A 23,073-nucleotide genomic window follows, 5' to 3' on the forward strand; every position below is an offset into this window, starting at 1 on the left:
AACGTAATCTCAAGTCCAAAAACATATTACGCCACAACAACAGTGTAACTACAGGATCATGACACCCAAGGCAACGACCCTGCCAACCGGTATCAGCAAAGCAATATCAAATGCAGCAGGCAGTAAGTACCTGCGCTGCACGAAATCGTAGTGGCTACGGGAGCAGTATGCCACCAGTCTGTTGACGAATGCATCCTTTACACAGAAGAAAGAAAAAGCCGGATGTGCAACAACGCCTATCCGGCTCAAAGAGGAAGGTGAAAAGCGCTTAAAGCTGCTACTTCTTCATCACCGCCGCATCATCCATGAACTTCTTCAGTCCGGCATCGGTGAGCGGGTGGTTGGCAAGCTGCTTGATAACACTGTAGGGAATGGTGGCAATATCGGCTCCCATCATGGCTGCTGTGACGACGTGTTGCGGATGGCGGACACTGGCCACGATCACTTCGGTCGGGTATCCGTAATTGTTGTAGATGGTGACAATCTGCTTGACAAGCTCCATGCCGTCGGTGCTGATGTCGTCAAGACGACCGACAAAGGGGCTCACATAGTCCGCTCCGGCTTTGGCGGCAAGCAGCGCCTGGTTCGGGGAGAAGACGAGCGTGGCGTTGGTGCGGATGCCGTTTAATGAGAAGTGTTGGATGGCTTTCAGTCCGTCGATGGTGAGCGGACACTTCACCACCACGTTTTCGTGGATTGCGGCGAGATCTTCGCCTTCGGCAATCATCTCCTCGGCCGTGAGGCAGGTGACCTCGGCGCTGACCGGACCGTCAACGATTTCGCATATGCGGGCGATGTGCGCCTTAAAGTCGTTGTAGGTGAAGTTTGACGGATCACCAACGATTTTTGCGATGAGCGACGGGTTGGTGGTAACACCATCAAGCACGCCGAGTTCGGCGGCTGCAAGAATTTCGTCGAGATTAGCGGTATCAATAAAAAATTTCATTCTCTCTTCTTACACGGTTACTTGTTGACGATCCAGCAGGGCATTGAAATTTTTTGTCTGACGGCCTTCCCAGTTGCGTTTGTGCCAGGCATAACCGGCGATCAGTGGCAGAGCAATGGTTGCTTCGGCAAAGACCATCTGCTCGTGTACGGTATCAACCTTGCCCCATGAACTGGCCTCCTTGAGGGTTGAGCCGGAAAGCGCTCCGTCACGCTCATCGGCGACCGTGATCTGAACGGCATAGGTGTGCATGGAGACATCGTCATGGCCAAGCACTTCAGCAGCAACAACAATATCCTGGGTAAAGTTTTTCGGCACGCCTCCGCCGATCATGAAAATGCCGGTCTTGTCATTCTCGATCTTGATTCTGGTCAGTTCACGAAAATCCTTGACGGAATCGATTGAGACATGTTTTTCGGGGTTGTTCCACTGGTGGTGCACAAGGCCGAATCCGGCAGAACAGTCCGAGAATGCCGGACAGAAGATCGGTACGCCTTTTTCGTATGCCTTATAGACAATGGAATTTTTGTCGAGGTTATTTGCCTCGATATATTTGGCCATCTCCACAATAAATTCGCGGGAAGAGTAGGCTCCTGGCTCCATGGAGTTGGCGATTATTGCCGTTGTGTCATCGCAGACACGAAGGTCGTCCTCGTCAATGTAGGTGTCGTAAATGCGGTCGATGTGCAAATCCCTGAGAATGGCATCATCCATAAAGGGGCTTCCCTTGTAGTGACGGAATCCAAGGGCTTCAAAAAAGTCCTGATCAACAATGTTTGCGCCAGTGGAGACAATGGCATCAACCATATTGTTCTCGATCATATCAATAATGACCTGCTTCAACCCTGCGCTGATCAGTGAACCGGCAAGGGTGAGAATAACGGCGCACTCCTTGTCCTGCTGCATGAGATCGAGAATGGAGGCCGCTCTTGCAAGGTTACGTGCCTGAAAAGCGGTGTCGCTCATCTGGTCAATCAGGGGAACAATATTCAGTTGTTTGATATCAATATGGCGCACCGGCGCGCTCAGTAGCCCTTCTTTTGTGAATGCTGACTGCATAACTATCTCCCGACGTATTATAAATGGAAAATAAAAAAGAGAGTAAGCTTACTATATCACACACTCAAATTACCGGATGCTGCTTCCTTCCGGATCTGACATGGTTGGGCAACTGAGCGTTGTATAGGACTTACTCTCTAAATATAGGGGTTTTCGAATTCTCCTGTCTGTGACGAAATCGAAAAACAAGTTGGATAATATAGTCTATCGTCTCATGAAAACAAAAAACAAACAAAGGCCTTTTATCTTTCTGTCAACTGTTATAACTTCCGAAGCATTTGGAGCCTTACTGAACCACAACCCTGCCTGAAACAGCCGCACTCGCAGCCGGGTTACCGCGGCACTACTTATTTTTATGGGAACACAGCGAATTTTAAGCGGAATGCGCCCTACCGGCAAACTCCATCTCGGTCATTTTACCGGTGCCCTTGAAAGCTGGGTCGAGCAGCAGAATCAGCTTGACGAAACGGGTGCGAGAGTCTATGAGACCTGCTTTCTCATTGCTGATTATCACAACCTGACGACCTCGCTTGATACCAGCGAGATTTATGCCAACACGCTTGATATGCTGCTCGACTGGCTGGCGGCTGGCGTTGACCCTGAAAAAAGTCCCCTCTTCCGCCAGTCGCAGGTGAAGGAACATGCTGAACTCTTTTTGATTTTTTCCATGCTGATCACCTCTTCGCGTCTCGAAAGAAACCCGACACTGAAGGAGCAGATACGTGATCTGAATATGGAGTCACTGGTATACGGTCATCTCGGTTACCCCGTTCTGCAGGCGGCTGATATCCTCCTCTACAAGGGGAACGTTGTTCCGGTAGGCGAAGATCAGATCCCCCATGTAGAGATTACCCGTGAGGTCGCACGCAAATTCAACAATCACTTTCCTCACCCTCTTCTGGGAGAGGTCTTTGCTGAACCGGAACCAAAAATCACAAAATTTTCCCGTCTGGTTGGCCTCGATGGCAAAGCAAAGATGTCGAAGTCTCTTGGCAATACCATTCTGCTCTCGGACGGCCCCGAAGAGGTGCTGAAAAAAATGCGCACGGCGGTGACGGATACACAGAAAATCCGCAAAAACGATCCAGGGCATCCTGAAGTCTGCACCGTTTTCAGTTATCATAAAAAATTTACCCCGGAGGAACAACTCTGCAGCATAGAGAGTGATTGCCGGGCAGGATCGCTTGGCTGCGTTGACTGTAAAAAACTGTGTGCGGCAAATATTGCACAGGAGCTGGCTCCCCTGATTGAAAAACGCCGCTATTATGAAGCACACATGGAGCTGGTAAAAGAGATTCTTCTTGACGGCGAGGCCAGGGCAAAGGTGATTGCCGGCCAGACCATGCAGGAGGTGAGAGCAGCCATGAGGCTTGGCGAAACAACCTGCAGTAACCATCTGTAAAATCGAATGCTGAACAACAACAAACAGGCCTTTATTTTCGACATGGATGGCGTGCTGACCGATAATATGCGCTTCCATGCCGATTCATGGGTTGAACTCTTCAGCGATTTTGGCCTTCAGGGGCTTGACGCTGAACGCTACCTGGTGGAAACCGCAGGTATGAAAGGCCTTGACGTTCTCCGTTACTTCCTCGACCCGCAGATCAGTGAGAGGGAGGCTGAACGCTTGACCGAACTCAAGGACTTTCTCTACAGGGTGATGTCGCGAGAGCGCATCAAAGCGATGCCTGGCCTTGGAGGGTTTCTTGATGCCGCTGAAAAACGGGGAGTCCAGCTTGGAATCGGCACCGGTGCAGGCCCGAAAAACATTGAGTATGTCCTTGGCCTGCTGAACATGACCAATACCTTCCAAGCAATTGTTGATCCCTCACAGGTGCGCCACGGCAAACCGGAACCTGATATATTTTTGCGTGCAGCCTCCCTGCTCAACGCCGCACCTTCTGATTGCATTGTCTTTGAAGATGCTCTGCCGGGAGTTGAGGCTGCCCGGAAAGCGGGTATGCAGTGCGTTGCGGTGACAACAACCAACCAGGCCGATGCATTCAGCCAGTTCGACAATGTCCTGCAGATCATCGACGACTTTACCTCCCTTTGCCCTGATGATCTCTTGAGAAAACTCAATGAGAAGCAACCCATGACCCTCTTATAACGATATCAGATGAAAGAATTTTTTCGTCCGGTCATCAGCAATGCGCTCCATTCGGCAGGCATTACGACCGACAAACAAATCATTATTGAACAGCCCGCAGATAAAAAGTTTGGTGACTTTTCAACCAACATCGCCTTGCTTGCGGCCAAAGAGTGCAGGAGAAATCCCCGTGAACTGGCTCAGACTATTATAGAGCACCTGAGTTTTCCGCCTGATACCATTGCGAAAATTGAGGTGGCGGGAGCGGGCTTTATCAACTTTTATCTGACGCCGCTCTTTATCATGCAATCGGTTGAGCAGGTGCTGCTTGACGGGGATGAGTATGGAAAAGGGGAGTCTGGCAAGGGAGAGAAGGCTATCGTGGAATATGTCAGCGCCAATCCGACCGGGCCGCTGACCATAGGACGTGGCCGGGGCGGGGTGCTTGGAGACTGCATCGCCAACCTCTTTGCAACACAGGGTTACGCGGTTACCCGTGAATACTATTTCAATGATGCCGGACGGCAGATGCAGATTCTGGGTGAATCCGTGCGGTTCCGCTATCTGGAGCGCTGCGGTGAAACGATAGAGTTCCCTGCAACCCATTATCAGGGAGAGTACATCGGGGAGATTGCCGAAGAGCTGTTCAACGATCATGGAACGGCACTTGCCGATAGTACGGATGTGCAGATATTCAAAAAAAGAGCGGAAGAGATCATTTTTGCATCAATACGCAAGACCCTTGAACGCCTCGGCATACGGCACGACTCATTTTTCAATGAGCATACTCTTTACACGCCGGACGCAGGGGGAGTGACCGGGAACCAGAGAGTGATTGATGCTCTCAGGGAAAAAGAGTTCATTGCCGAATATGATGGCGCAACCTGGTTTTTGACAACAAAGCTTGGCCAGGAAAAGGACAAGGTGCTGATCAAGTCTTCAGGCGAACCGAGCTATAGGCTGCCGGATATTGCCTACCATATCACCAAGTATGAGCGGGGCTTCGGCATGATTGTCAATGTTTTTGGCGCTGATCATATCGATGAGTACCCTGACGTGCTTGAGGCTCTGAAGATTCTTGGTTACGATACCCGGCACATCAAGATTGCCATTAACCAGTTTGTGACAACAACGGTTGACGGACAAACGCTTAAAATGTCGACAAGAAAAGGCAATGCCGATCTGCTTGACGATCTGATTGACGATGTCGGAGCAGATGCTACCCGCCTCTTTTTTATCATGCGCAGCAAGGATTCGCACCTGAACTTCGACGTTGAGCTGGCAAAAAAACAGTCCAAGGATAATCCGGTCTTCTATCTGCAGTATGCCCATGCCCGAATCTGCAGCCTGTTGCGTATGGCTCAACAGGAGATTGGATTTGATGCCACTTCCAGCCCGGAGCTGCACCTGCTGCAACGGCTTACCTCTCCGGCAGAGCTTCAGCTTGGATCTGCCTTGCTTGATTATCCGGATATGATAAAAACAAGCCTGCGCCTGCTTGAACCTCAGAAAATGGTTGAATACCTGCACTCCCTGGCGGAATGTTTTCACCGTTTCTACCAGGAGTGCCCCATCCTCAAGGCGGAACCGGATATTGCGAGGGCAAGACTCTTTCTTTCAGTGGCAACACGACAGGTTTTGCGCAACGGATTCAGGATTCTCGGGGTTTCGGCTCCGGAATCGATGTAGCATGATGCTCCTCCCCGGCGTAGAGCCCATACTCCATGATGTAGCGATGCACTGAGGGGGGAACGAGAGTGGAGATGGAGCGTCCGCTGGCAACAACACTCCTGACAAGCGTTGAGGAGATATCGCAGGCGAAATTGACAAAGCTGATACACGCTTCACACGGGATGATTTCAGGTCGCGGTGTGCTCTCTGATTGTGTTGACACTCTTCTGAAAACCACCACATCAGAGAGGGAACAAAACGTTTCTGACTCTTTCCACTTTGAAAATTCCCTGAAACTGTCCTCCCCGACAAGCAGCGTCAGCTTGTCGGCAGGGTAGAGAGTACGAAGATAGCGCAGGAGATCAACGGTATAGGATGGCTGCTTTTTTTCAAGCTCCCATCCGCTGACCTCACTGAAAGCGCCGGTCAGATTGATTTCCTGAGTGAGAAGCTCAGCCATGCGCATCCTGTGCACATCGGCTCTCCCACTTTCCGGCTTGAAGGGGTTATTTGAAACAGAAACAATGAGTTTATCAATACCAAGAAGCTCTCTGGCGAAAAGGCAGAGAGCCAGGTGACCATTGTGCGGCGGATCAAAGGTGGCGCCGAAGAGTGCCAGATGCACAGAGCTATCCTCTGATCAGCTTTTAGTGTTTTGCTTGATTTTATCCCTGTTATCCTCCATATCCTTCTGCTTATCAGGGAAATTCTGCAGGTACTGATCAAGTGCCTGGCTGGCATCAAACCATTTTTTTCGCTTCATCAAGACATCAATCTTTCCTTCCCAGGCTGGCTTGATATAGACGGTATCCGGATAACGCTTGATGAGTTCGTCATAAAAAATACCTGCCGCTTTATACTTTTTAAGCTGAACATACTGGCGAGCAATAAAAAAAGTGTTCTTTGCCAGTTTTTCTCTCAGCACAGGAATTGCCTTTTCTGCATACCGCAAAGTATCAATCCGGGCAAATTGAGTGGTTGCCGTTGCATAGCTCTGCTTATAGGAGGCATTATCCGGATTGATTTTCAGCAGCTCACGGTATGTTGTGACATCGCTGGCAATCTTCGAGGAATCAACCATCGGATAGAGATCGAGATAGGTTGCAAACTGCGTGATGGCTTTCGCGGTATGTTCCTGATCGAGTTCAAAATGCGGAGAGAGCTGTTCATAGGATTTGGCAAGCATAAACTGGGCTGTTCTTGCATAGGGTGTTGAGGATATTTGCTGCTGCAACTTGGTAAACATTTCAGCAGCAAGCAGATACTGTCCGGAATGGTAATAGGATTGGGCCAGAAGAAAGAGCACATCATCCTCAAGCGCTGTTGCCCTGGAGGTAAACAGCAGCGATTCAAGCCCGAGAGCGGCTCCCTGATAATCTCTTTTATCGTACATCTTCACCGCTTTGCCATAGGCTTCGTTAACGCGAGTGGTTGCTGAGATCTTTGCCGGTTTTGAGGATGAACAACCGGAACTCATCAGTAACCCTGTCGCCAAAAGCATCAGCGCTGAACGTGAAATAAATCTGTTAACCGACATAGAATAACTCCATAATCCTTTTTATAGAAAAGCGAAAACGTATAATACGAAACTGCGCAAAAAGAAACAGCACTTGATGAGCAATTACAGGGCGATTTTCAAGAGCGGCTATTTCGGCTCTCCTGGAGGAAAACCGCTCTCCTCTGCACAGAAACAGAATGGAGGCAGGGAGATAATAACAGTTCACGATAAAAGAAACGGCTGGAGAAAAGTTCTTGTGGAGCTTAGGGGAGTCGAACCCCTGACCTTCTCATTGCGAACGAGACGCTCTACCAACTGAGCTAAAGCCCCGAATCCAGGAATATTCGATCTTCGTCTAAAAAAAATAGCCTGCACATGCAGGCTATTGACTGTTGATCTTTTCAGTCAACACTGCCGCTCGCCCGCCTGTTTCAGGAAACAAGACTCTTGCGAAGCATTTGCAGTTGATGACTGATACTGCCATCATAGATGGTGTCGCCAATTTTAACAGCAACCCCGCCAATAAACTGCTCGTTGATAGCCATCCTCGGACGTATTTCCTTGCCGGTGAAGGCCGCAAGCTTCGTAACAAGTTCTGCGGTCTGCTCATCAGAAAGGGCCGTGGCGCTGGTTATATCGACATTGATCACCCCTCTCTTTTCATCAAGAAGAATCTGAAACTCATCAATAATTTCAGGCAGGAGCCCGGCACGTTTCTTGTGGGCAACAAGCCTTAAAAAAAGAAACATTTTTTCCCCGACAGAGTCCTTGAAGATCTCTTCAAGGATATGAATTTTCCTGTCTCCTTTGACGAGAGGGCTGCGCAACGCATAGACAAGATCACGGGAGTGTTCAAGAACCTCCTTGATCACGTGCAACTCATCAACAATCTGATTGAGAAAATTACCCTCTTCAGCGGCTGAGAGGAGAGCGGAGGCATATCGACGGCTTGCAATGAGAGTTGACATGACGATGAGTCGGTTTTCAGTTACGTTTTGTTGAAAGATCCTGAATCATGCTGTCAACGATCTTTTTCTGCATGTCGGCATCAAGAGTTGTTTTGATAATCTTTTCAGCTCCCTTAACAGCAAGATCAGCCACCTCGTTTCTCAGCACATCAAGCGCACGGCGTTTTTCCTGTTCAATTTCATCTTTCGCCGTTGCAATCATTTTTTTCGCTTCTGACTGAGCCTTTTCAGTGATATCGGCGCGAAGCTTATCGGCATAATCCTTTCCTTCACGGATGATTTTATCTGATTCAGCATCGGCTTTTGCCAGAAGTTCCCTGTTTTTGCGCAAAATAGCCTCTGACTCCTCCTTGGCGCTGTGCGCACGATCAATAGAGGACTGAATTCCCTTTTCTCTCTCTTCCAGAGCGCCGATAATCGGGCCCCAGGCAATCTTCTTCAGAATAAGCAGTACAATCACAAATGTGATCGCGGTCCAGAAAATAAGACCGGGATTCGGACTCAGAAGACTACCGGCAAGAAGTATAATTCCCGACGTAAGCATGAACAATGTTTCCTTTAACGGGTTAATAAAACCCGGTTGCAGTCTGAAAAGAGCAGCCGCAACCGGGATATCTTCTGTAACGAACCTGCAGGCAGTTCACTCTTACTTAAGAGCAAGAAGCACACAGATAACTTCACCGAACAGGGCAACACCTTCGATAAGAGCTGCTGCAATAATCATGGTCGTACGGATATCAGCCGTTGCTTCAGGCTGACGGGCGACGCCTTCTGCAGCAGAAGCTGCTACATTACCAATACCAAGACCAGCGCCGATTACAGCAAGACCAGCACCTATACCAGCTCCAAGAAAACCCAAACCTTCCATCTTGTAATTACCCCCGTTTATTTGTTGTAAGTTTTTTGCTAAAAAGAATTAGCAGTGTTAAAACCAGTTAATGAAACGCATAAAAATAACAGTTCTTCCTCAACAATCCTGAGCTTTTTTCAATGGTGAGCAACCCCTGCCTCATGCTCCTCATGTCCTTCGTGTGCCGAAGCAAGACCAATAAAGAGCGACGAGAGCATCGTAAAGATAAACGCCTGAAGGAAAGCAACAAACAGCTCAAGCAGGTAGATAAAAATTGAGAACGGAACCGACATGACAACAGCCACGATATAGCTCTGCAGAATAAAGCTGATAAAAATCAGACTGAGAATCACAATATGGCCAGCAGTCATATTAGCAAACAACCGGATGGTCAGTGCAACAGGCTTGGTAAATAACCCGATAAACTCAATCGGAATCATGATAATCCAGAGCGCCGGGTGAGTTCCGCCTGTCAGATGAGCCAGATAGCCTTTGATGCCATGCGCTTTCAGTGCCGCAACCTGTGTTATAAAGAAGGTAAACGTAGCAAGAGTAAGCGTGACATTGATGTTGCCAGTCGCCGTTGCTCCATAGGGAACAAGGCCGAGAAGATTACATAACAGGACAAAAAAGAAGACGGTAAGGAGATAGTTAAGGTACTTTTCATACCCGACACCAATATTTGCCTTGGCGACGTCTATACGGATGAACTCAACCAGCGCTTCCATGGCGTTGACCAACCCCGTTGGCGCCTGACGAGCCGTCATCTTCTTGTATTTGCTGCCGACCAGGGAAAAGAGAATCAACAAAATTGCCGATACCACCCAGAGCATAACAACGTGCTTGGTAATTGAAATATCAACACCTGCGATTGGGGGGATTTTAGGGAGATGAACCTCACCAAAGGGCTCAAAAGAGAAGACGTCATTATCAAGGATATGATGCATGATAACATCGCCCGCCTTTTCCTCTCCATGGGCGTGAGCTGCAACTGCAGCCTCAGCGGTCGGGGCTGATACCGAAGCCACAGAGTCGTGAGGAGGAGTGGACGCCTGTTCAGTCAGAGCAAATGCGGGGCCGTTCGCATTCAGCAGAAGAGGTACAAGGAGTGCTATTACCTTGAGAAAAGCTTTGGCCTGTATGACATTTACCCGTTTCATGCAGTGTTCTTTTTCTGTTTATTTTTCTTTTGATACCCGAGAATTTCAACAATCACATAGATACAGTAAAAAGCAAAAAATGAGAGCACAAAGTCGTTGACAACTACCATACTGCGGACAATGACGACTGCAATAAGCAGCATCAGCAACAACATCCGAACAGCCAACCCACCAAAAACGAACTTGGTGAATACGGCAGACTCCTTGTCAACTGCGTATTCAAAGAGAACATAACCAATAAGCGCATTGGCAACAACCATTATCCATGCCAGAAACACCGAATGAATATCTACGCTTCCCGGCTCAAGTCCTGTATAAATCACCATCCATAAAGCGACGGACAAAATACATAACTTTACTAAAAAATCAAACAATGGTTTCATCTCCCCCTTTCTTTCCTGATTAACAAAAGCATAAACCGTAACTGCTCTATTTTTTTTTGTTTGCTGACCGCACGACCTTCATGAGCAAAAGTACCATACCAAACATGCCAATTGCAACCCCGGCCAGAAAGAGCAGTGGCGAGGTACCAAACCGGCTGTCGGCCCAATACCCAAGCAACACAAAAAACACAAAACTTGCTGCAATCTGCAAGCCAAGGCCCATATAATCTGACAGGGCCCGGGCAGAACGCCCAAACTGCTCGGAAAACCGTTCCTCATCAGGTGTTTTCATTGCCGAGGATCCTTGTTTACATTCAGACTGAAAAGCACGTTGCACACCAGCGAAATCTGATAGCAGTCGCTCTATCTGTCTCATGCCCGGAAGATACGACTCTTCCGGAAATAATGTACCTTTACCGGAAATTCTTCCTCCAACTGCCGGCAAGAGAGAAGAAATATCCTGTTTTTTTGAAGAAACGCCATTGCAAAAAATAGGCGAACACGAATTTCGGTATCAATGATAAAAATTCCGATATAATGTTATGAACCCAAAAACAAGCGTGAGTGCGGCTCAAACAGCCCTCTCGGAAAAATATATCGTGCCTGAATGCTTCCGTCATTATGACGAACTCATTGCACTGCAGAGCACCAGAAACGGTGGAGTAAGCGAAGGCGCCTATTGCTCACTGAACGTTGGAAGAAATACCCTGGATGGTGAAGAAAAGGTTCGGGAAAACACCCGGCGCCTCTGCACAGCAGCAGGCATTGACCCTGAAAGAATGGTCTTCTCCGATCAGGTGCACGGCACGGAAATACTTTGCGCCGAAAAACCAGGACATTACCGGGGCTATGATGCACTCATTACGGACAAAAAAGAGCTTTACCTCTGCATCTTTACTGCCGACTGCTACCCTCTGCTCATCTACGACCCGCGCCATAAGGTCACCGGAGCGATTCATGCCGGATGGAGAGGAAGTGCAGGAAATATTGTCATAAAAACGATTGAAGCGATGCGGATGAACTTCAACTCCCTGCCCGCTGAGTGTGTAGCCTATATCGGCACAGGAATTTCTCCCGGAGCCTATGAGGTTAGTCGTGAGGTAGCCATGGAGTTTCCTCCGGATAGCCGACAGCGCTCAACACGCTCACAGGATGAGGAAAAATACCTGCTTGATCTGGGCATGATCAACTACCGGCAGCTTCTGACATCAGGAATTCCACCCTCGAATATTGAACGCTCAGCGCTATGCTCGGCTGGCGACAGCAACCTGTTTTTTTCCTACCGGCGTGATCAGGGAATAACTGGCCGCATGGTCAGCCTTATTGGCGTCAGATTCTCTGAACACGGCCAACACGAATAGTGGAAACCATAACAGAAAATCTTTCGCCCAGGCAAAAACTGATTTTTACATAAAGCTCCGGCCGTAAGTACCATAAAGTGCATGAGCTTGACGACAAATCTCCTCTCTGAAATCAGGATGAGCAATCGTTGCCAATGCTTCGGCTCTCTGGCGGAGATTTTTTCCATGCAGATTCACAATCCCATACTCGGTCACCACATACTGCACATGAGCCCTGGTCGTTACAACGCCTGCTCCCGGCTTAAGTTGTGGAACAATTCTTGACAGTCCGGCCTTTGTTGTTGACGGCAGGGCAATAATCGGTTTTCCCCCTTCCGAGAGGGCTGCACCCCGAATAAAGTCCATCTGTCCTCCAAAACCGGAGAAATATTTCTGCCCGATGGAATCAGCACAGACCTGACCGGACATATCAATTTCAAGAGCGCTGTTGATAGCGGTCACCCGGGGGTTTTTCCTTATCTCCCGTGTATCATTAACATAATCGGAGGGAAGCATTTCAACGAGCGGGTTATCATCAACAAAGTCATAAAGCTTCCGCGTGCCAACAAGAAAGCTTGCGACAATAATCTCTTTGTGGGTTCGTTTTTTGCGACCATTGATCACCCCTTTTTTGACCAGATCAATCACCCCGTCAGAAAACATCTCGGAATGAATACCCAAATCCCTGTGACCGGAAAGCGCAGCAAGAACGGCATCCGGAATTGCACCGATACCCATCTGCAGTGTAGCGCCATCTTCGACAATGGATGCAATATGGCGTCCGATACTGATCTCGGTATCAGTTAACACATGGCGGGGAGTCTCAAGGAGGGCGTCATCCACATCAACCATTGCATGAATCTTGCTGATATGAAGCATTCCTTCGCCATGCGTGCGCGGCATATTCGGATTTACCTGGGCAATAACCACCTTTGCAGCATGTACAGCAGCAAGAGCAACGTCAACCGAAACTCCCAGAGAGCAGTAACCATGACGGTCAGGAGGGGAGACATGGACAAGAGCGACATCAAGCGGCAACACCTTGTTGTAAAAAAGAGAAGGAATATCGCTCAGAAAAACCGGAATGGCATCCCCATCACCTTCCTGAACCGCCTTACGAACATTCCTGCCCACAAAAAAAGCATTCAATCTGAAACTATCACGATACTCGGGCTTTACATAGGAAGCATCACCCTCGGTGTGCAGGCTGACAATTTCAACATTTCTCAGCTCATCAGCGCGCTGCACCATTGCATCAATCAAGCGCTGCGGAGTTGCTGCCGCAGTATGCAAGAAAACCCTGTCCCCCGACTTAATTCTGGCTACCGCATCTTCTGCGGAAAGCGTACAATAATTCATGAACCCCTTTACATTTGGTTAAAAAAGGCAATATCAGATCCCGTTTTTTTTCCGGCGAAGATATGCTGGAGTATCTGACAAACCTTTTTGTATTTTATCTTCATGCTCCCCTCTGCCACTTGGCAGCGACGAGTTATAATCGGCATCGTGCCCGGTATTTTTCCTCCCTGCGACCTCATGAGGATCATTAATGGACAACTGCCTTCTGATATAGGCCGGAATACGTAAATCTTCTTCCTGACGTTCAGGATGAAGGGAGGCCGTCTGCCGAACCGATGAGGGCGCCTGGCCAAGCCTGATACCAGGAACAGGTGCAACAAATTGCCGAACAATCGGCACCGTTCCATCGTCCTGCGACTTGCGCTTGAAACCGGTTACAATCACGGTAACCCGGATTTCGCCTGATACCTGGGGCTCATCAACGTAGCCGTTGATAATCTTGGCATCACTGCCAACCTGCTCCTCGATATAGTTCATGGCATCCGACATGTCCCTCATGGTGACCTCTCCGGTAATATTTACCAGCACACCTTTAGCCCCCTTCACCGAAACACCCTCAAGAAGAGGACTGTTCAGCGCATCTGATGAGGCTTTCAGCGCACGACGCTCACCTGCAGCAGCAGCAGAACCCATAACCGCATCTCCGGCTCCTGCCATAATGCTGCGAACGTCGGCAAAATCGACATTGACATGACCATGTCGGGTAATAATATCAGCAATACCCTTCGCCGCCCTGTAGAGGACATCATTCGCCATATTAAAGGCTTCCGTGGCGCTGACCCCCTCTTCGGCAATACTGAGGATCTTTTCGTTTTCAACAAGAATAAGGGTATCGATATATTTGCGCAGTTCGACAATGCCTCCATCAGCAATCTTCGCCTTGACCTGACCTTCAAAGTTAAAGGGTCTGGTCACGACACCAATGGTAAGAATACCCATATTCCTTGCAATAGAGGCAATTACCGGAGCCGCACCTGTACCGGTACCTTTGCCCATTCCGGCAGCAATAAAGACAAGATCGGCTCCCCGAAGCTGAGCGGCAATAATTTCACGATCATCTTCTGCAGCCTGACGCCCCTTTGCCGGATCGGCTCCAGCACCCAGACCGTTCGTAGCCTTCTTGCCAATCTGCACCCTGAGTGGAGCTTTCGAGTTCAGGAGCGCCTGGCGATCAGTGTTGAACACGATATACTCCACACCACTGATCTTCCTGTCGATCATATTATTTACCGCATTGCCGCCACAGCCGCCAACGCCGACAATCCTTATGGTAACCCCTTTGCCCTGGTCACTGTCAAACAGGCCCGGATCAAGCTCAAATGCCATGCTATCAGTTCTCCCTTTAAAAGGCTCTTATTTGCTCTTTCATCATAGATTATCCCAGAATTTCTTCATGCGATCCACAATTTTTTTCCCCGAAGGAGTCTGCTCCTGCACCAGGGGCTCTTCCCTGCTTCCCTGAGGAACATCAACAGGGAGTATCTCTGCTGTCGAAGCGAAGCTGTGATCTGCCGAGAGATTATTCTGAAATGCATGGGCAACAAGACCCATTACGGTCGCATACATGGGGTTATTGACGGAACCCTTGATCCCTCCGGAAACCCCCTCCGGATACCCGATACGAACATCAAGTCCAAAAACATCATGAGCAAGCTCTTCCGTACCTGGCAGGAGTGAACCTCCCCCCGTTATAATAGCTCCCGCATTGAGATATTCATAATAGCCCGACCGCTGCACCGAGTCACGCACAAGCTCCAGAATTTCCATCATCCGGGCCTCAATAATCATCGTCAGTGAGCTCTTCGGCACGGATTTTTGTGTCCGTCCCTCAATGCCCTCAATCAGGAGATCCTCATCCTCACCACTCAGCTTGCTGTAGGCACAGCCATGTTTTATTTTCAGATCTTCAGCGACTTCGTAAAGCGCCCTCACCCCATGAGCGATATCATGAGTAACATCGTTGGCAGCAACCTTGATGACCTCAGAGTAGCGGATAGCCCCGTCAATATAGATAGCAACTTCAGTAGTTCCACCCCCGATGTCAATGACGACCACACCGCTTTTCTTCTCACGCTCTTTCATGACAGCCATACCGGAAGCCACCGGCTCAAAGGTGACTGCACTGATCTCAAGACCTGCTTTCTCAACACACTGCTTGATATTACGGATTTTTGTCCTCAGACCAACCACAATATAGGCGCTGCCCCTCATCGTTGTCCCGGCCATCCCTATCGGATCAAGAAGCCCCTCCTGATCATCAACAATGAACTCCTGCGGAATAACGTGAATAATTTCATGATCAATATCCAGATAACGGATATTGGTCTTGGCTTTCTCCAGAAAACGTTTCACATCAGAATCATTGACAATTCCTGTCTGATTGATACTGATTTCCGAATTACTGTGAATACAATGGACATGTGCTCCGGAAATACCGACATTAACTCCATGAATACGAATGGAGGACTCCCGTTCAGCATCAGCAACGGCGGCTCTGATAGCAGCTACAGTCTTGTTAATATTGACCACAGTCGCCCGTTGAAGACCATCGGAATTAGAACGCCCCTTCCCGAGCACGTTGAGCTTTCCAATTTCATCTTTTTCGGCAACCACCACACACACCTTGGTTGTTCCAATATCAAGACCTACGGCAATATTGCTCTTCAGCATTGTTCTATTCTTGCATGATTATCACAGGGAAACATTCTGTGGTACCTCCGGATATACAGGATCCCTGGTAAAAATCCTGTCTCTGAACCTCAGGTCCACAGTCTCATAAGCGTCAAAACCTTTCTTGGATACTACCTTTTGCCAGAATATCTCGAATTTTTTCAACTTTTCCTTGTAGTTCCCATCATTACCGACAATAAAACGGGTGGGAGCCTGAAGCGCAAGGCACCAGGCCATGCCGTTGTCTGCAAGATGAAATTCACGAATAAGCAGGCTCGCATACTCACTCTCTGAAAGAGCCACAAGAAACTGCCGGATTAATTCGATATCCTGACGGTCAAGTTGCCGCAGATTGTTCCTGGCAATCCGAAGGTGCGTAATACCCGTAATTTGTAACAAGTTCGGAAACCGCTCAGAACACCCCTTCGTACGCGGCAAAAGAAATCCCTCACGATCAATAACCAGCACTTGCCCGTCAATAGCCGTTACTGCAAGAGGTTCACGCTCAAAAACCACGACACGGACAATGCCATTCAACTCCTTGCTTATCTCGGCATCCCTGAGATAGGGAATCACCAGAATCCTTTGTTTCAGCTCCTGTACGTCGAGTTTCTGCAAATTCCTGCCCTGAAAAGGAGCCATGCGCGATAACAGCTCTCTTTCGGAGATGATTGAGGCTCCATCAATAACAAAATCCCTGACCACCACCTCTTTTTTCCACTGGGAGGCATAATAGGCCAGCGCAGCAAGAGCGACAAGTACTATCAGAAAAGAGAGTACCCGCAAAACCCGGCGGCCACTTGACGCTTTTTCAAATCCGTTCATGACGCCGCAAAACCCGACTGGGAGTCTTCATTGCCCTGAACAGCAACACCCTCTCTGCAGAAATTGGCAACCCTTGTTGCAAGATGGGTGATATCACCGGCACCCATGAAAAGAAGCATATTTCCATTAACTGACCACTCCTTGAGAGCAGTAAAGAGATTTTGCATATCCGCAACAAACTCCACATGTTTCCCTCCAGCCTTACGGACAGCGTCCGCAATTAACTCACCATCGACACCGGGATAATCAACTCCCTTTTCACGCGCCGGATAAATATCGGCCACGTAGACCATATCCGCATGAGAGAGTGCCCAGCCATATTCATGAGCAAACTCCCGGGTACGGGAAAAGAGATGTGGCTGAAAAACCGCCACGATTCTGGAGTCACGCCATCCGCTTTTGGCTGCCCTGACAGTCGCCTTCACCTCTGTAGGATGGTGGGCATAATCGTCCACAACCATAAGACCGTGGCCATTATCATATTTTACCTGAAACCGCCGCCTCATACCACTGTACCGACCAAGCCCGGCAATCAGTCGCTCAGGAAGGATACCCAGCTCAAGACCTGTCGAAAAAGCTGCGAGGGCATTAAGCACATTGTGGCGCCCCGGAACCTGAAGAGAGACGTCCCGGTACTCCTGGCCAAAAGCCTTGATTGAAAAGGTAGTATGCTGGTTATCGAGAACAATATCAAAAGCCATAACATCGGCAGGCTCATCAATTCCAAAAGTTGTACAGAGGCGATTCATCTTCGGCATGATCTTTCTGATCTCCGGCCAATCGACGCAACAGATCACCCGCCCGTAAAAAGGCACTTTGTTGGCAAAAGCAACGAAGGCCTCTTTCAGCTCATCAAGCGTGCCATAAGTATCCATATGCTCGGACTCAAGACTATTGACAACGGCAATGGTTGGTGTCAGCTTCAAAAAGGCGCGATCATACTCGTCAGCCTCAATAACCATATATTTTCCCTCACCAACCACGGTACTGCCTTTCAGATAGTCCGAGATACCGCCAATCATGACCGTCGGCGACTCATCCGACTCAATCAGCATGGTAGCAATCATGGCGGTCGTTGTTGTTTTCCCATGCGTACCCGCAATGCATATGCCGTATGTATAGCGCATCAGCTCACCAAGCATCTCGTCACGCTTGATGACCGGAATACCAGCTTTCTCAGCGGCAATCAGTTCGATATTATCCTCAGCCCGTATGGCCGAAGAATAAACAACAACATCAGAACCTGCGACCTGCTCAGCTCGATGCCCCTTATAAATTATTGCCCCATGCTCGGCAAGCTTTTCAGTCACCTCACCAGACGAAAGATCCGAACCCGTCACCCTGAACCCTGACTTCAGCAGCAATTCGGCTATTGCACTCATTCCAGCGCCGCCAACACCGACAATATGAACACTTTTTGTTTTTCCCAGTTCCATGTAAATCCTCTTTCTTAATTTTTTTTAGCAAGGCTGATGATGCGCAAGGCAAGCTGATGAGCCGAATCCGGATATGCGAGCTTCCGGGATGCTGCTCCCATACGTTTCAGCCTCTCTTTATCATGCAGCAGCTCAAGAATATTTTTTATCGACGCCTGCTGGCCAAGACGATCATCCTCAACCAGCATAGCCGCCCCACCCGTAACAAGCGCCCGAGCATTATGACGCTGATGGTCTCCAGTTGCATAGGGGTAAGGAACGAGAACCGATGGCTTGCCAAGGTTAGTCAGCTCAGCAAGGGAAGAGGCTCCTGCCCTGCAAAGCACAAGATCGGCAGCGCCATAAGCAACTCCCATCTCTTCAATATATGGAGCAACCCATATATAAGGAGAGGGCTGCATCTTGCTCTTGATCCTCTCGAAATCAAGCGCTCCGGTCTGCCAGACCAGATTTGCCGAGGCCGTAATCAGGTCAACTCCCTCAAGCACCGCATTGTTTATTGAGCGGGCACCCCGGCTTCCTCCGAAAACCAAAAGAGTAGGACGCTCTTCAGAAAGTGCAAAATACTCCCTGGCCGCAACCTGCTGCGGCAAGGCAAAAGAGCGCGCAGGATTGCCGGTAACAAAAAGCCGTTTTTTATTGCGGATAAATCGACGCGCATCATCAAAAGAGAGATGCACTTCACTGGCAAGTGCGGCAAGCAATTTTGTTGTAACACCAGGAAATGCATTTTGCTCCTGAATAAGCGTCTTTTTACGCATGAGCTGGGCGGCAAGCAGCAGCGGAGCACTGACAAATCCGCCCGTACCCACAACAACATCGGGAGCTTCTCTGGCAATCAACGCAGCAGCACGTCCCAGAGCCGCAACAAAATCGGCAATTACGCCAATATTCGCAACAATATCCGCCAGCGCCCGCCCTCGTTTTAAACCTCGTACCGGAATAAGATGCAACCGATAACCAAGTCTTGGAACTTCGGTCGCCTCAATGCCGCCCGTTGTGCCAACAAAAGAAATCACCACATCCGGCACCAGCTTCCTGAGCTCCCCGGCCATAGCTATTGCCGGATAAAGATGTCCACCGGTTCCGCCTCCGGCAAAAAGCACGTTCATTCCACCCTCCATGAAGTTGCATCAACCGGTATGCTCCTTTCAATCGCCGGTTTCTTGTACCGTGCTACGCTGATAAGAATCCCTACACCGAGAGAGTTAAAAAGAAGCGCCGTACCTCCATAACTGATAAAAGGGAGTGCGACACCGGTCGTCGGAAGCAAATGGCAGGCAACGGCAATATTAACAAAGGCAAAAAGCGTGATAGCCATCGTGATACCGGTTGCAATATATTTACCAAAACTGTCAGCAGCATGTTTGGCAATGATAAGGCCACAGATTAAAAATCCCGTAAAGAGCGCAATAACGGCTAAAGCGCCGATAAACCCATACTCCTCACCAACAACAACGAAGACAAAATCATTATAGGAGAGGGGCAGATAGAGCTCCCGCTGCTTGCTGGCCCCGACACCAAGGCCAAACAGCCCCCCATTGCCCAGACCAATCAATGCCTGAACAACCTGGTAGGTCGCCCCCTGTTCATTTCCGCTGGTCAATGAGTGCAACCGGGCACGCCGATATGGCGCTGCTATGGCAAAAACAGCGGCAATAGGTATCAGTACGGATACCGTAGCAAGGAGATGACGAATACTGACTCCCCCGATAAACATAAGCGCAAACCCTATGAAGGCAATAAGCGACGCCGTACTGAAATTCGGTTCGAGGGCAACCAGAGCCACGACAATCATCAACAGGGTCAGCATAGGATAATAAGAGTTGTTAACATCTTTTATATATCCCTGCTTTTCAGTGATCAGTCTTGAAAAATGAAAAATAACCGCATATTTGGCAAAATCCGACACCTGGAATTTCAGCGGTCCAAAACCAATCCAGCGTGCAGCTCCGGTAATAAGCCCAACCGCTTTCAGAACAAGCAGCAGGGTCAAAAGCACAATGCTTGTAAAAAGGATGATTTTGCTGGTCTTCCAGAAAACATGATAGTCAAGCTGGGCAACAAGGAGTACGGTACCAATTCCAAGAATGGAAAAGAAAAGCTGACGCCATAAAAAATATTCTGAACTTGAGTACTTCGTGACAGCCCATCCCGCTCCGCTGCTGTAAACAACAGCAATACCGATACACATCAGAACAGCCACAATAAGGATCAGAAGCTTTGCAGCAACTCCCTCCTTGCCTGGATGTGGCAACAACTCGCTCACGGCAAGAGCCTCTTCTGCAGGGCCCGGTAAGTGATCAGTATTCACCATGATGATAACTGATGAACGCATTGTTTAAACTGCATACCGCGATCCTCAAAATTTTTAAACATATCAAAGCTTGCGCACCCGGGTGAAAAGAGCACCGTCTGCCCGGAGCTTGCCGCATCTCGTGCCAACAAAACCGCATCTTCAAGCGATCCTGCCGCCTTGACAGCAACAACATCCTTAAAGGCTGAAACGATCTTGTCCTGCGATTCACCCAAAGCAATGAGCAAAGATACCTTTTTCTCGACAAGTCTGGTAATCGCAGCGTAATCATTCCCCTTGTCGCGTCCTCCGGCAATAAGTACCGCAGTAGCAGGAAGCGCTTCAAGCGCCTGACGCAACGCATTCATGTTTGTCGCTTTGGAATCATTAACCCAGTCGACTCCATTGATGGTCATGACAAATTCCTGACGATGCTCAACACCCCTGAACTCCCTGATTACCTGACAAACCACTTCCCGTTGAATACCCAAAGCTCCTGCAACAGCAACAGCCGCAAGTACATTTGAGATATTGTGGCGACCACGAAAACTTTTTTTCAGAAAATCTGATGTCACAAGAACAGGCTCATCCCCGTCAGGCGTATGGGCAACAAGCGTGTCGCCCTCAAGAAAAAATGTTCGAATGTCAGGAACTCCCTTGCAGGCAGGTTCCATGCCGAACGACATAATGTTGAAAGGAAACTGATCCCTGCAGGCAAAATGTTCCCTGAGCAGCGCATCGTCCTCATTGTAGATCAGTGTATCCCCGGCACCCTGATTGGCATAAATCCTGAACTTGGCCGCAGCATAGCCCTGCAGCTCTCCTGCATAGCGATCGAGATGGTCCGGCGTAATGTTCATGATAACAGCAACCTCAGGCTTGAGAGTGGGTGAGCGCTCCAACTGATAGCTGCTCAACTCGACCACGGCAATATCACCAGCCTTCATATCCAATACCATTGAAGAAAATGGCACACCGATATTGCCGACACTGTAAGCCCTGTAACCATTCCGGAGGCCATCCTCTTCACAGAGAGCATGAACAAGCGTCGAGGTGGTGGTTTTTCCATCCGTACCGGTAATACCAACAATTCTCGCCTTGCAAAAACGGCTCGCCAACTCAATCTCACTGTAGAGAGGAATATTTCGCGCCTGCAGGGTTGTCACAACCTCGGCATGAGGGGGAATACCCGGACTGATGACACAAAAATCAGCCTCATACACCGCAGGCGAATGCCCCGCCTCTTCGAAAGGGATCTGCATCTCCCGGAGATGCTGCATCTCCTCTGCCCCCATGGTTCCAAGCTCGCTGACAAAAACCGTCGCACCTTTGCGAGCAAGCAGTTGCGCTGCCGCAATTCCGCTTTTGCCCGCGCCAATGACCGACACCCTTTTACCCTTGAGATCCATAACTGTTATCTGAGTTTTAAGGTCATGAGACTGGCAAGAAAAAACAGGATGGTCAAAATCCAGAATCTGATCACAATCTTCTGTTCCGCCCACCCTTTCAATTGAAAATGATGATGCAGGGGAGCCATTAAAAAGATCCTTTTGCCTTGGCCATATCTCATTTTTGTATACTTGAAATAGAGTACCTGAAGAGAGACCGAGAGTGTTTCGAGGAAAAATATACCGGCAATCAAAGGCAAGAGCAGCTCCTGTTTGATTAAAAGCGCAATAACGGCAATCGCGCTGCCAAGCGCAAGGGAGCCCGTATCACCCATGATAATCTCTGCAGGATTGGAATTGAACCACAAAAAGCCCACACAAGCCATAACAATTGCCATGCTCACCACAGCAATCTCGCCACCTCCGGGAATAAAGGGAATATTGAGATAGACTGCATAGACCGCATTTCCCGCCAGGTAGGAAAAACCACCCAGACCCATGACCACAATAGCCGAACTTCCGGCAGCAAGCCCGTCAAGACCATCGGTAAGGTTGACGGCATTCGATACTGCGGTAATGATAAAAATAACGATCGGTATATAGAAATAACCGTAATCAATGGTCAGATACTTAAAAAAAGGAACCGTTGTCGTCGACAGGAGCACCGAAAAAGAGGGATCATACCAGGTATAGCATCCAACCACCAAACCCAGAGTGACCTGCCCGATAAGCTTGTATCGAGCGGAAAGCCCGCCCTTGATCTTCAGTACCACCTTTCGGTAATCATCAATAAACCCGATAATCCCCATCCATAGAATGGCAAGCATAATCAGCCAGACATGCGGATCAATGAATTTTGACCAAAGCAGCACCGAGATCTCAATGGAAAAAATAATCAGCAGCCCACCCATGGTTGGGAGCTTGTTTTTCTTTTTATGTTCCGGAGGCGCTTCCTCCTTGACCGGCTCAATAAACCGTGTTTTCAGGTATTTGATAAATCCAGGACCGACAAACAGGGTAATCAGCAGCGCTGTGATCGCCGCTGCGCTGGCCCTGAAGGTGAGATATTCGATAACATGAAGCCCCGGAAGGTCAAAAAGATCATTAATGTACCTCAGCAGATAATAAATCATAC

Annotated in this window: 23 protein-coding genes, 1 tRNA gene and 1 other RNA gene; 4 read left to right on the forward strand and 21 right to left on the reverse strand. The window is 48.9% G+C overall.

What is annotated here, in order from left to right:
- Positions 1–277: 277 nt before the first annotated feature.
- From fsa to ffs, 3 genes are all read right to left on the reverse strand, one after another.
- On the reverse strand, positions 278–946 hold the full coding sequence (gene fsa, locus AC56AD_RS14460; protein WP_012509486.1) for a fructose-6-phosphate aldolase: 669 nt from the start codon (positions 944–946) through the stop codon (positions 278–280).
- Between the two features lie 9 nt (positions 947–955).
- Positions 956–2,005: a 1,9-bis(guanidino)-5-aza-nonane synthase gene (locus AC56AD_RS14465; RefSeq protein ID WP_012509487.1), complete on the reverse strand. Its 1,050-nt coding sequence runs from the start codon at positions 2,003–2,005 to the stop codon at positions 956–958.
- A 37-nt stretch (positions 2,006–2,042) separates the two neighbouring features.
- An RNA gene (gene ffs, locus AC56AD_RS14470) (signal recognition particle sRNA small type) lies at positions 2,043–2,141 on the reverse strand.
- A 219-nt stretch (positions 2,142–2,360) separates the two neighbouring features.
- On the opposite strand from ffs, the gene trpS reads away from it, so the two are divergent.
- The 3 genes from trpS to argS are packed head-to-tail and all read left to right on the forward strand — an operon-like array spanning position 2,361 to position 5,783.
- Positions 2,361–3,407, forward strand: coding sequence for a tryptophan--tRNA ligase (gene trpS / locus AC56AD_RS14475; protein ID WP_012509488.1), 1,047 nt, complete (start codon positions 2,361–2,363; stop codon positions 3,405–3,407).
- Between the two features lie 6 nt (positions 3,408–3,413).
- A complete protein-coding gene (locus AC56AD_RS14480) occupies positions 3,414–4,115 on the forward strand; it encodes a beta-phosphoglucomutase family hydrolase (RefSeq protein ID WP_012509489.1) in 702 nt (233 codons plus the stop codon).
- A 9-nt stretch (positions 4,116–4,124) separates the two neighbouring features.
- Positions 4,125–5,783, forward strand: a complete 1,659-nt coding sequence (gene argS, locus AC56AD_RS14485; protein ID WP_012509490.1) for an arginine--tRNA ligase — start codon at positions 4,125–4,127, stop codon at positions 5,781–5,783.
- Here the strand turns inward: argS and nadD are convergent.
- The 9 genes from nadD to AC56AD_RS14530 all read right to left on the reverse strand — a co-directional run bounded on the left by nadD (position 5,746) and on the right by AC56AD_RS14530 (position 10,916).
- On the reverse strand, positions 5,746–6,390 hold the full coding sequence (gene nadD / locus AC56AD_RS14490; protein ID WP_012509491.1) for a nicotinate (nicotinamide) nucleotide adenylyltransferase: 645 nt from the start codon (positions 6,388–6,390) through the stop codon (positions 5,746–5,748). The genes argS and nadD overlap by 38 nt on opposite strands.
- A 15-nt stretch (positions 6,391–6,405) precedes the next feature.
- Positions 6,406–7,302 (reverse strand): outer membrane protein assembly factor BamD, encoded by an 897-nt coding sequence (locus AC56AD_RS14495; RefSeq protein ID WP_012509492.1) that lies wholly within the window; start codon positions 7,300–7,302, stop codon positions 6,406–6,408.
- Between the two features lie 218 nt (positions 7,303–7,520).
- Positions 7,521–7,593 (reverse strand) — tRNA-Ala (locus AC56AD_RS14500).
- A 101-nt stretch (positions 7,594–7,694) separates the two neighbouring features.
- On the reverse strand, positions 7,695–8,231 hold the full coding sequence (gene atpH / locus AC56AD_RS14505) for an ATP synthase F1 subunit delta (RefSeq protein ID WP_012509493.1): 537 nt from the start codon (positions 8,229–8,231) through the stop codon (positions 7,695–7,697).
- A gap of 16 nt (positions 8,232–8,247) precedes the next feature.
- Entirely contained in the window at positions 8,248–8,775 is a 528-nt protein-coding gene (locus tag AC56AD_RS14510; protein WP_012509494.1) for a F0F1 ATP synthase subunit B, read from the reverse strand.
- A gap of 102 nt (positions 8,776–8,877) precedes the next feature.
- Positions 8,878–9,099 (reverse strand): ATP synthase F0 subunit C, encoded by a 222-nt coding sequence (gene atpE, locus AC56AD_RS14515; RefSeq protein WP_012509495.1) that lies wholly within the window; start codon positions 9,097–9,099, stop codon positions 8,878–8,880.
- A gap of 119 nt (positions 9,100–9,218) precedes the next feature.
- Positions 9,219–10,241 carry a F0F1 ATP synthase subunit A gene (locus tag AC56AD_RS14520; RefSeq protein ID WP_012509496.1) on the reverse strand — a complete coding sequence of 341 codons (1,023 nt, stop codon included), beginning with the start codon at positions 10,239–10,241 and terminating at the stop codon, positions 9,219–9,221.
- Entirely contained in the window at positions 10,238–10,624 is a 387-nt protein-coding gene (locus AC56AD_RS14525) for a hypothetical protein (protein WP_012509497.1), read from the reverse strand. Before AC56AD_RS14525 ends, AC56AD_RS14520 begins: the two co-directional genes overlap by 4 nt.
- Before the next feature lie 46 nt (positions 10,625–10,670).
- On the reverse strand, positions 10,671–10,916 hold the full coding sequence (locus tag AC56AD_RS14530; protein ID WP_012509498.1) for an AtpZ/AtpI family protein: 246 nt from the start codon (positions 10,914–10,916) through the stop codon (positions 10,671–10,673).
- A gap of 250 nt (positions 10,917–11,166) precedes the next feature.
- Between AC56AD_RS14530 and pgeF the strand changes: the two genes are divergently transcribed.
- Positions 11,167–11,985, forward strand: a complete 819-nt coding sequence (gene pgeF, locus AC56AD_RS14535; RefSeq protein WP_012509499.1) for a peptidoglycan editing factor PgeF — start codon at positions 11,167–11,169, stop codon at positions 11,983–11,985.
- Between the two features lie 45 nt (positions 11,986–12,030).
- On the opposite strand, the gene AC56AD_RS14540 is transcribed toward pgeF, so the two are convergent.
- Genes AC56AD_RS14540 through mraY form a run of 9 tightly spaced genes read right to left on the reverse strand, consistent with a single transcriptional unit; the run spans position 12,031 to position 23,071 of the window.
- Positions 12,031–13,323, reverse strand: a complete 1,293-nt coding sequence (locus tag AC56AD_RS14540; protein WP_273278115.1) for an acetyl-CoA hydrolase/transferase family protein — start codon at positions 13,321–13,323, stop codon at positions 12,031–12,033.
- Between the two features lie 33 nt (positions 13,324–13,356).
- Entirely contained in the window at positions 13,357–14,649 is a 1,293-nt protein-coding gene (gene ftsZ / locus AC56AD_RS14545; RefSeq protein ID WP_012509501.1) for a cell division protein FtsZ, read from the reverse strand.
- Between the two features lie 42 nt (positions 14,650–14,691).
- Complete coding sequence (ftsA, locus tag AC56AD_RS14550) at positions 14,692–15,993, reverse strand: cell division protein FtsA (RefSeq protein ID WP_012509502.1); 1,302 nt, start codon at positions 15,991–15,993, stop codon at positions 14,692–14,694.
- Between the two features lie 21 nt (positions 15,994–16,014).
- Positions 16,015–16,818, reverse strand: coding sequence for a cell division protein FtsQ/DivIB (locus tag AC56AD_RS14555; protein WP_012509503.1), 804 nt, complete (start codon positions 16,816–16,818; stop codon positions 16,015–16,017).
- The gene (murC, locus tag AC56AD_RS14560) at positions 16,815–18,254 is read right to left on the reverse strand and encodes a UDP-N-acetylmuramate--L-alanine ligase (protein WP_012509504.1); all 1,440 of its coding nucleotides are present in this window, start codon (positions 18,252–18,254) and stop codon (positions 16,815–16,817) included. Before murC ends, AC56AD_RS14555 begins: the two co-directional genes overlap by 4 nt.
- A gap of 14 nt (positions 18,255–18,268) precedes the next feature.
- Positions 18,269–19,366: an undecaprenyldiphospho-muramoylpentapeptide beta-N-acetylglucosaminyltransferase gene (gene murG / locus AC56AD_RS14565; protein WP_012509505.1), complete on the reverse strand. Its 1,098-nt coding sequence runs from the start codon at positions 19,364–19,366 to the stop codon at positions 18,269–18,271.
- Complete coding sequence (locus tag AC56AD_RS14570) at positions 19,363–20,592, reverse strand: FtsW/RodA/SpoVE family cell cycle protein (protein ID WP_012509506.1); 1,230 nt, start codon at positions 20,590–20,592, stop codon at positions 19,363–19,365. The genes murG and AC56AD_RS14570 overlap by 4 nt, the downstream gene beginning before the upstream one ends.
- Entirely contained in the window at positions 20,565–21,959 is a 1,395-nt protein-coding gene (gene murD / locus AC56AD_RS14575; protein ID WP_012509507.1) for a UDP-N-acetylmuramoyl-L-alanine--D-glutamate ligase, read from the reverse strand. Before murD ends, AC56AD_RS14570 begins: the two co-directional genes overlap by 28 nt.
- A 5-nt stretch (positions 21,960–21,964) precedes the next feature.
- Positions 21,965–23,071, reverse strand: a complete 1,107-nt coding sequence (mraY, locus tag AC56AD_RS14580) for a phospho-N-acetylmuramoyl-pentapeptide-transferase (protein WP_012509508.1) — start codon at positions 23,069–23,071, stop codon at positions 21,965–21,967.
- Positions 23,072–23,073: the final 2 nt, after the last annotated feature.

Source organism: Pelodictyon clathratiforme (assembly GCF_982375515.1).

What these genes read in the sequence shown, in the direction of transcription:
- AC56AD_RS14525 (WP_012509497.1), bottom strand. Translation starts at nt 10,624, where the DNA reads ATGAAACCATTGTTTGATTTTTTAGTAAAGTTATGTATTTTGTCCGTC.
- mraY (WP_012509508.1), bottom strand. Translation starts at nt 23,071, where the DNA reads ATGATTTATTATCTGCTGAGGTACATTAATGATCTTTTTGACCTTCCG.
- atpE (WP_012509495.1), bottom strand. Translation starts at nt 9,099, where the DNA reads ATGGAAGGTTTGGGTTTTCTTGGAGCTGGTATAGGTGCTGGTCTTGCT.
- AC56AD_RS14465 (WP_012509487.1), bottom strand. Translation starts at nt 2,005, where the DNA reads ATGCAGTCAGCATTCACAAAAGAAGGGCTACTGAGCGCGCCGGTGCGC.
- murG (WP_012509505.1), bottom strand. Translation starts at nt 19,366, where the DNA reads ATGAACGTGCTTTTTGCCGGAGGCGGAACCGGTGGACATCTTTATCCG.
- ftsA (WP_012509502.1), bottom strand. Translation starts at nt 15,993, where the DNA reads ATGCTGAAGAGCAATATTGCCGTAGGTCTTGATATTGGAACAACCAAG.
- murC (WP_012509504.1), bottom strand. Translation starts at nt 18,254, where the DNA reads ATGGAACTGGGAAAAACAAAAAGTGTTCATATTGTCGGTGTTGGCGGC.
- argS (WP_012509490.1), top strand. Translation starts at nt 4,125, where the DNA reads ATGAAAGAATTTTTTCGTCCGGTCATCAGCAATGCGCTCCATTCGGCA.
- AC56AD_RS14530 (WP_012509498.1), bottom strand. Translation starts at nt 10,916, where the DNA reads ATGAAAACACCTGATGAGGAACGGTTTTCCGAGCAGTTTGGGCGTTCT.
- murD (WP_012509507.1), bottom strand. Translation starts at nt 21,959, where the DNA reads ATGGATCTCAAGGGTAAAAGGGTGTCGGTCATTGGCGCGGGCAAAAGC.
- trpS (WP_012509488.1), top strand. Translation starts at nt 2,361, where the DNA reads ATGGGAACACAGCGAATTTTAAGCGGAATGCGCCCTACCGGCAAACTC.
- atpH (WP_012509493.1), bottom strand. Translation starts at nt 8,231, where the DNA reads ATGTCAACTCTCATTGCAAGCCGTCGATATGCCTCCGCTCTCCTCTCA.
- AC56AD_RS14495 (WP_012509492.1), bottom strand. Translation starts at nt 7,302, where the DNA reads ATGTCGGTTAACAGATTTATTTCACGTTCAGCGCTGATGCTTTTGGCG.
- AC56AD_RS14555 (WP_012509503.1), bottom strand. Translation starts at nt 16,818, where the DNA reads ATGAACGGATTTGAAAAAGCGTCAAGTGGCCGCCGGGTTTTGCGGGTA.
- AC56AD_RS14510 (WP_012509494.1), bottom strand. Translation starts at nt 8,775, where the DNA reads ATGCTTACGTCGGGAATTATACTTCTTGCCGGTAGTCTTCTGAGTCCG.
- pgeF (WP_012509499.1), top strand. Translation starts at nt 11,167, where the DNA reads ATGAACCCAAAAACAAGCGTGAGTGCGGCTCAAACAGCCCTCTCGGAA.
- AC56AD_RS14540 (WP_273278115.1), bottom strand. Translation starts at nt 13,323, where the DNA reads ATGAATTATTGTACGCTTTCCGCAGAAGATGCGGTAGCCAGAATTAAG.
- fsa (WP_012509486.1), bottom strand. Translation starts at nt 946, where the DNA reads ATGAAATTTTTTATTGATACCGCTAATCTCGACGAAATTCTTGCAGCC.
- AC56AD_RS14520 (WP_012509496.1), bottom strand. Translation starts at nt 10,241, where the DNA reads ATGAAACGGGTAAATGTCATACAGGCCAAAGCTTTTCTCAAGGTAATA.
- AC56AD_RS14480 (WP_012509489.1), top strand. Translation starts at nt 3,414, where the DNA reads ATGCTGAACAACAACAAACAGGCCTTTATTTTCGACATGGATGGCGTG.
- ftsZ (WP_012509501.1), bottom strand. Translation starts at nt 14,649, where the DNA reads ATGGCATTTGAGCTTGATCCGGGCCTGTTTGACAGTGACCAGGGCAAA.
- AC56AD_RS14570 (WP_012509506.1), bottom strand. Translation starts at nt 20,592, where the DNA reads ATGCGTTCATCAGTTATCATCATGGTGAATACTGATCACTTACCGGGC.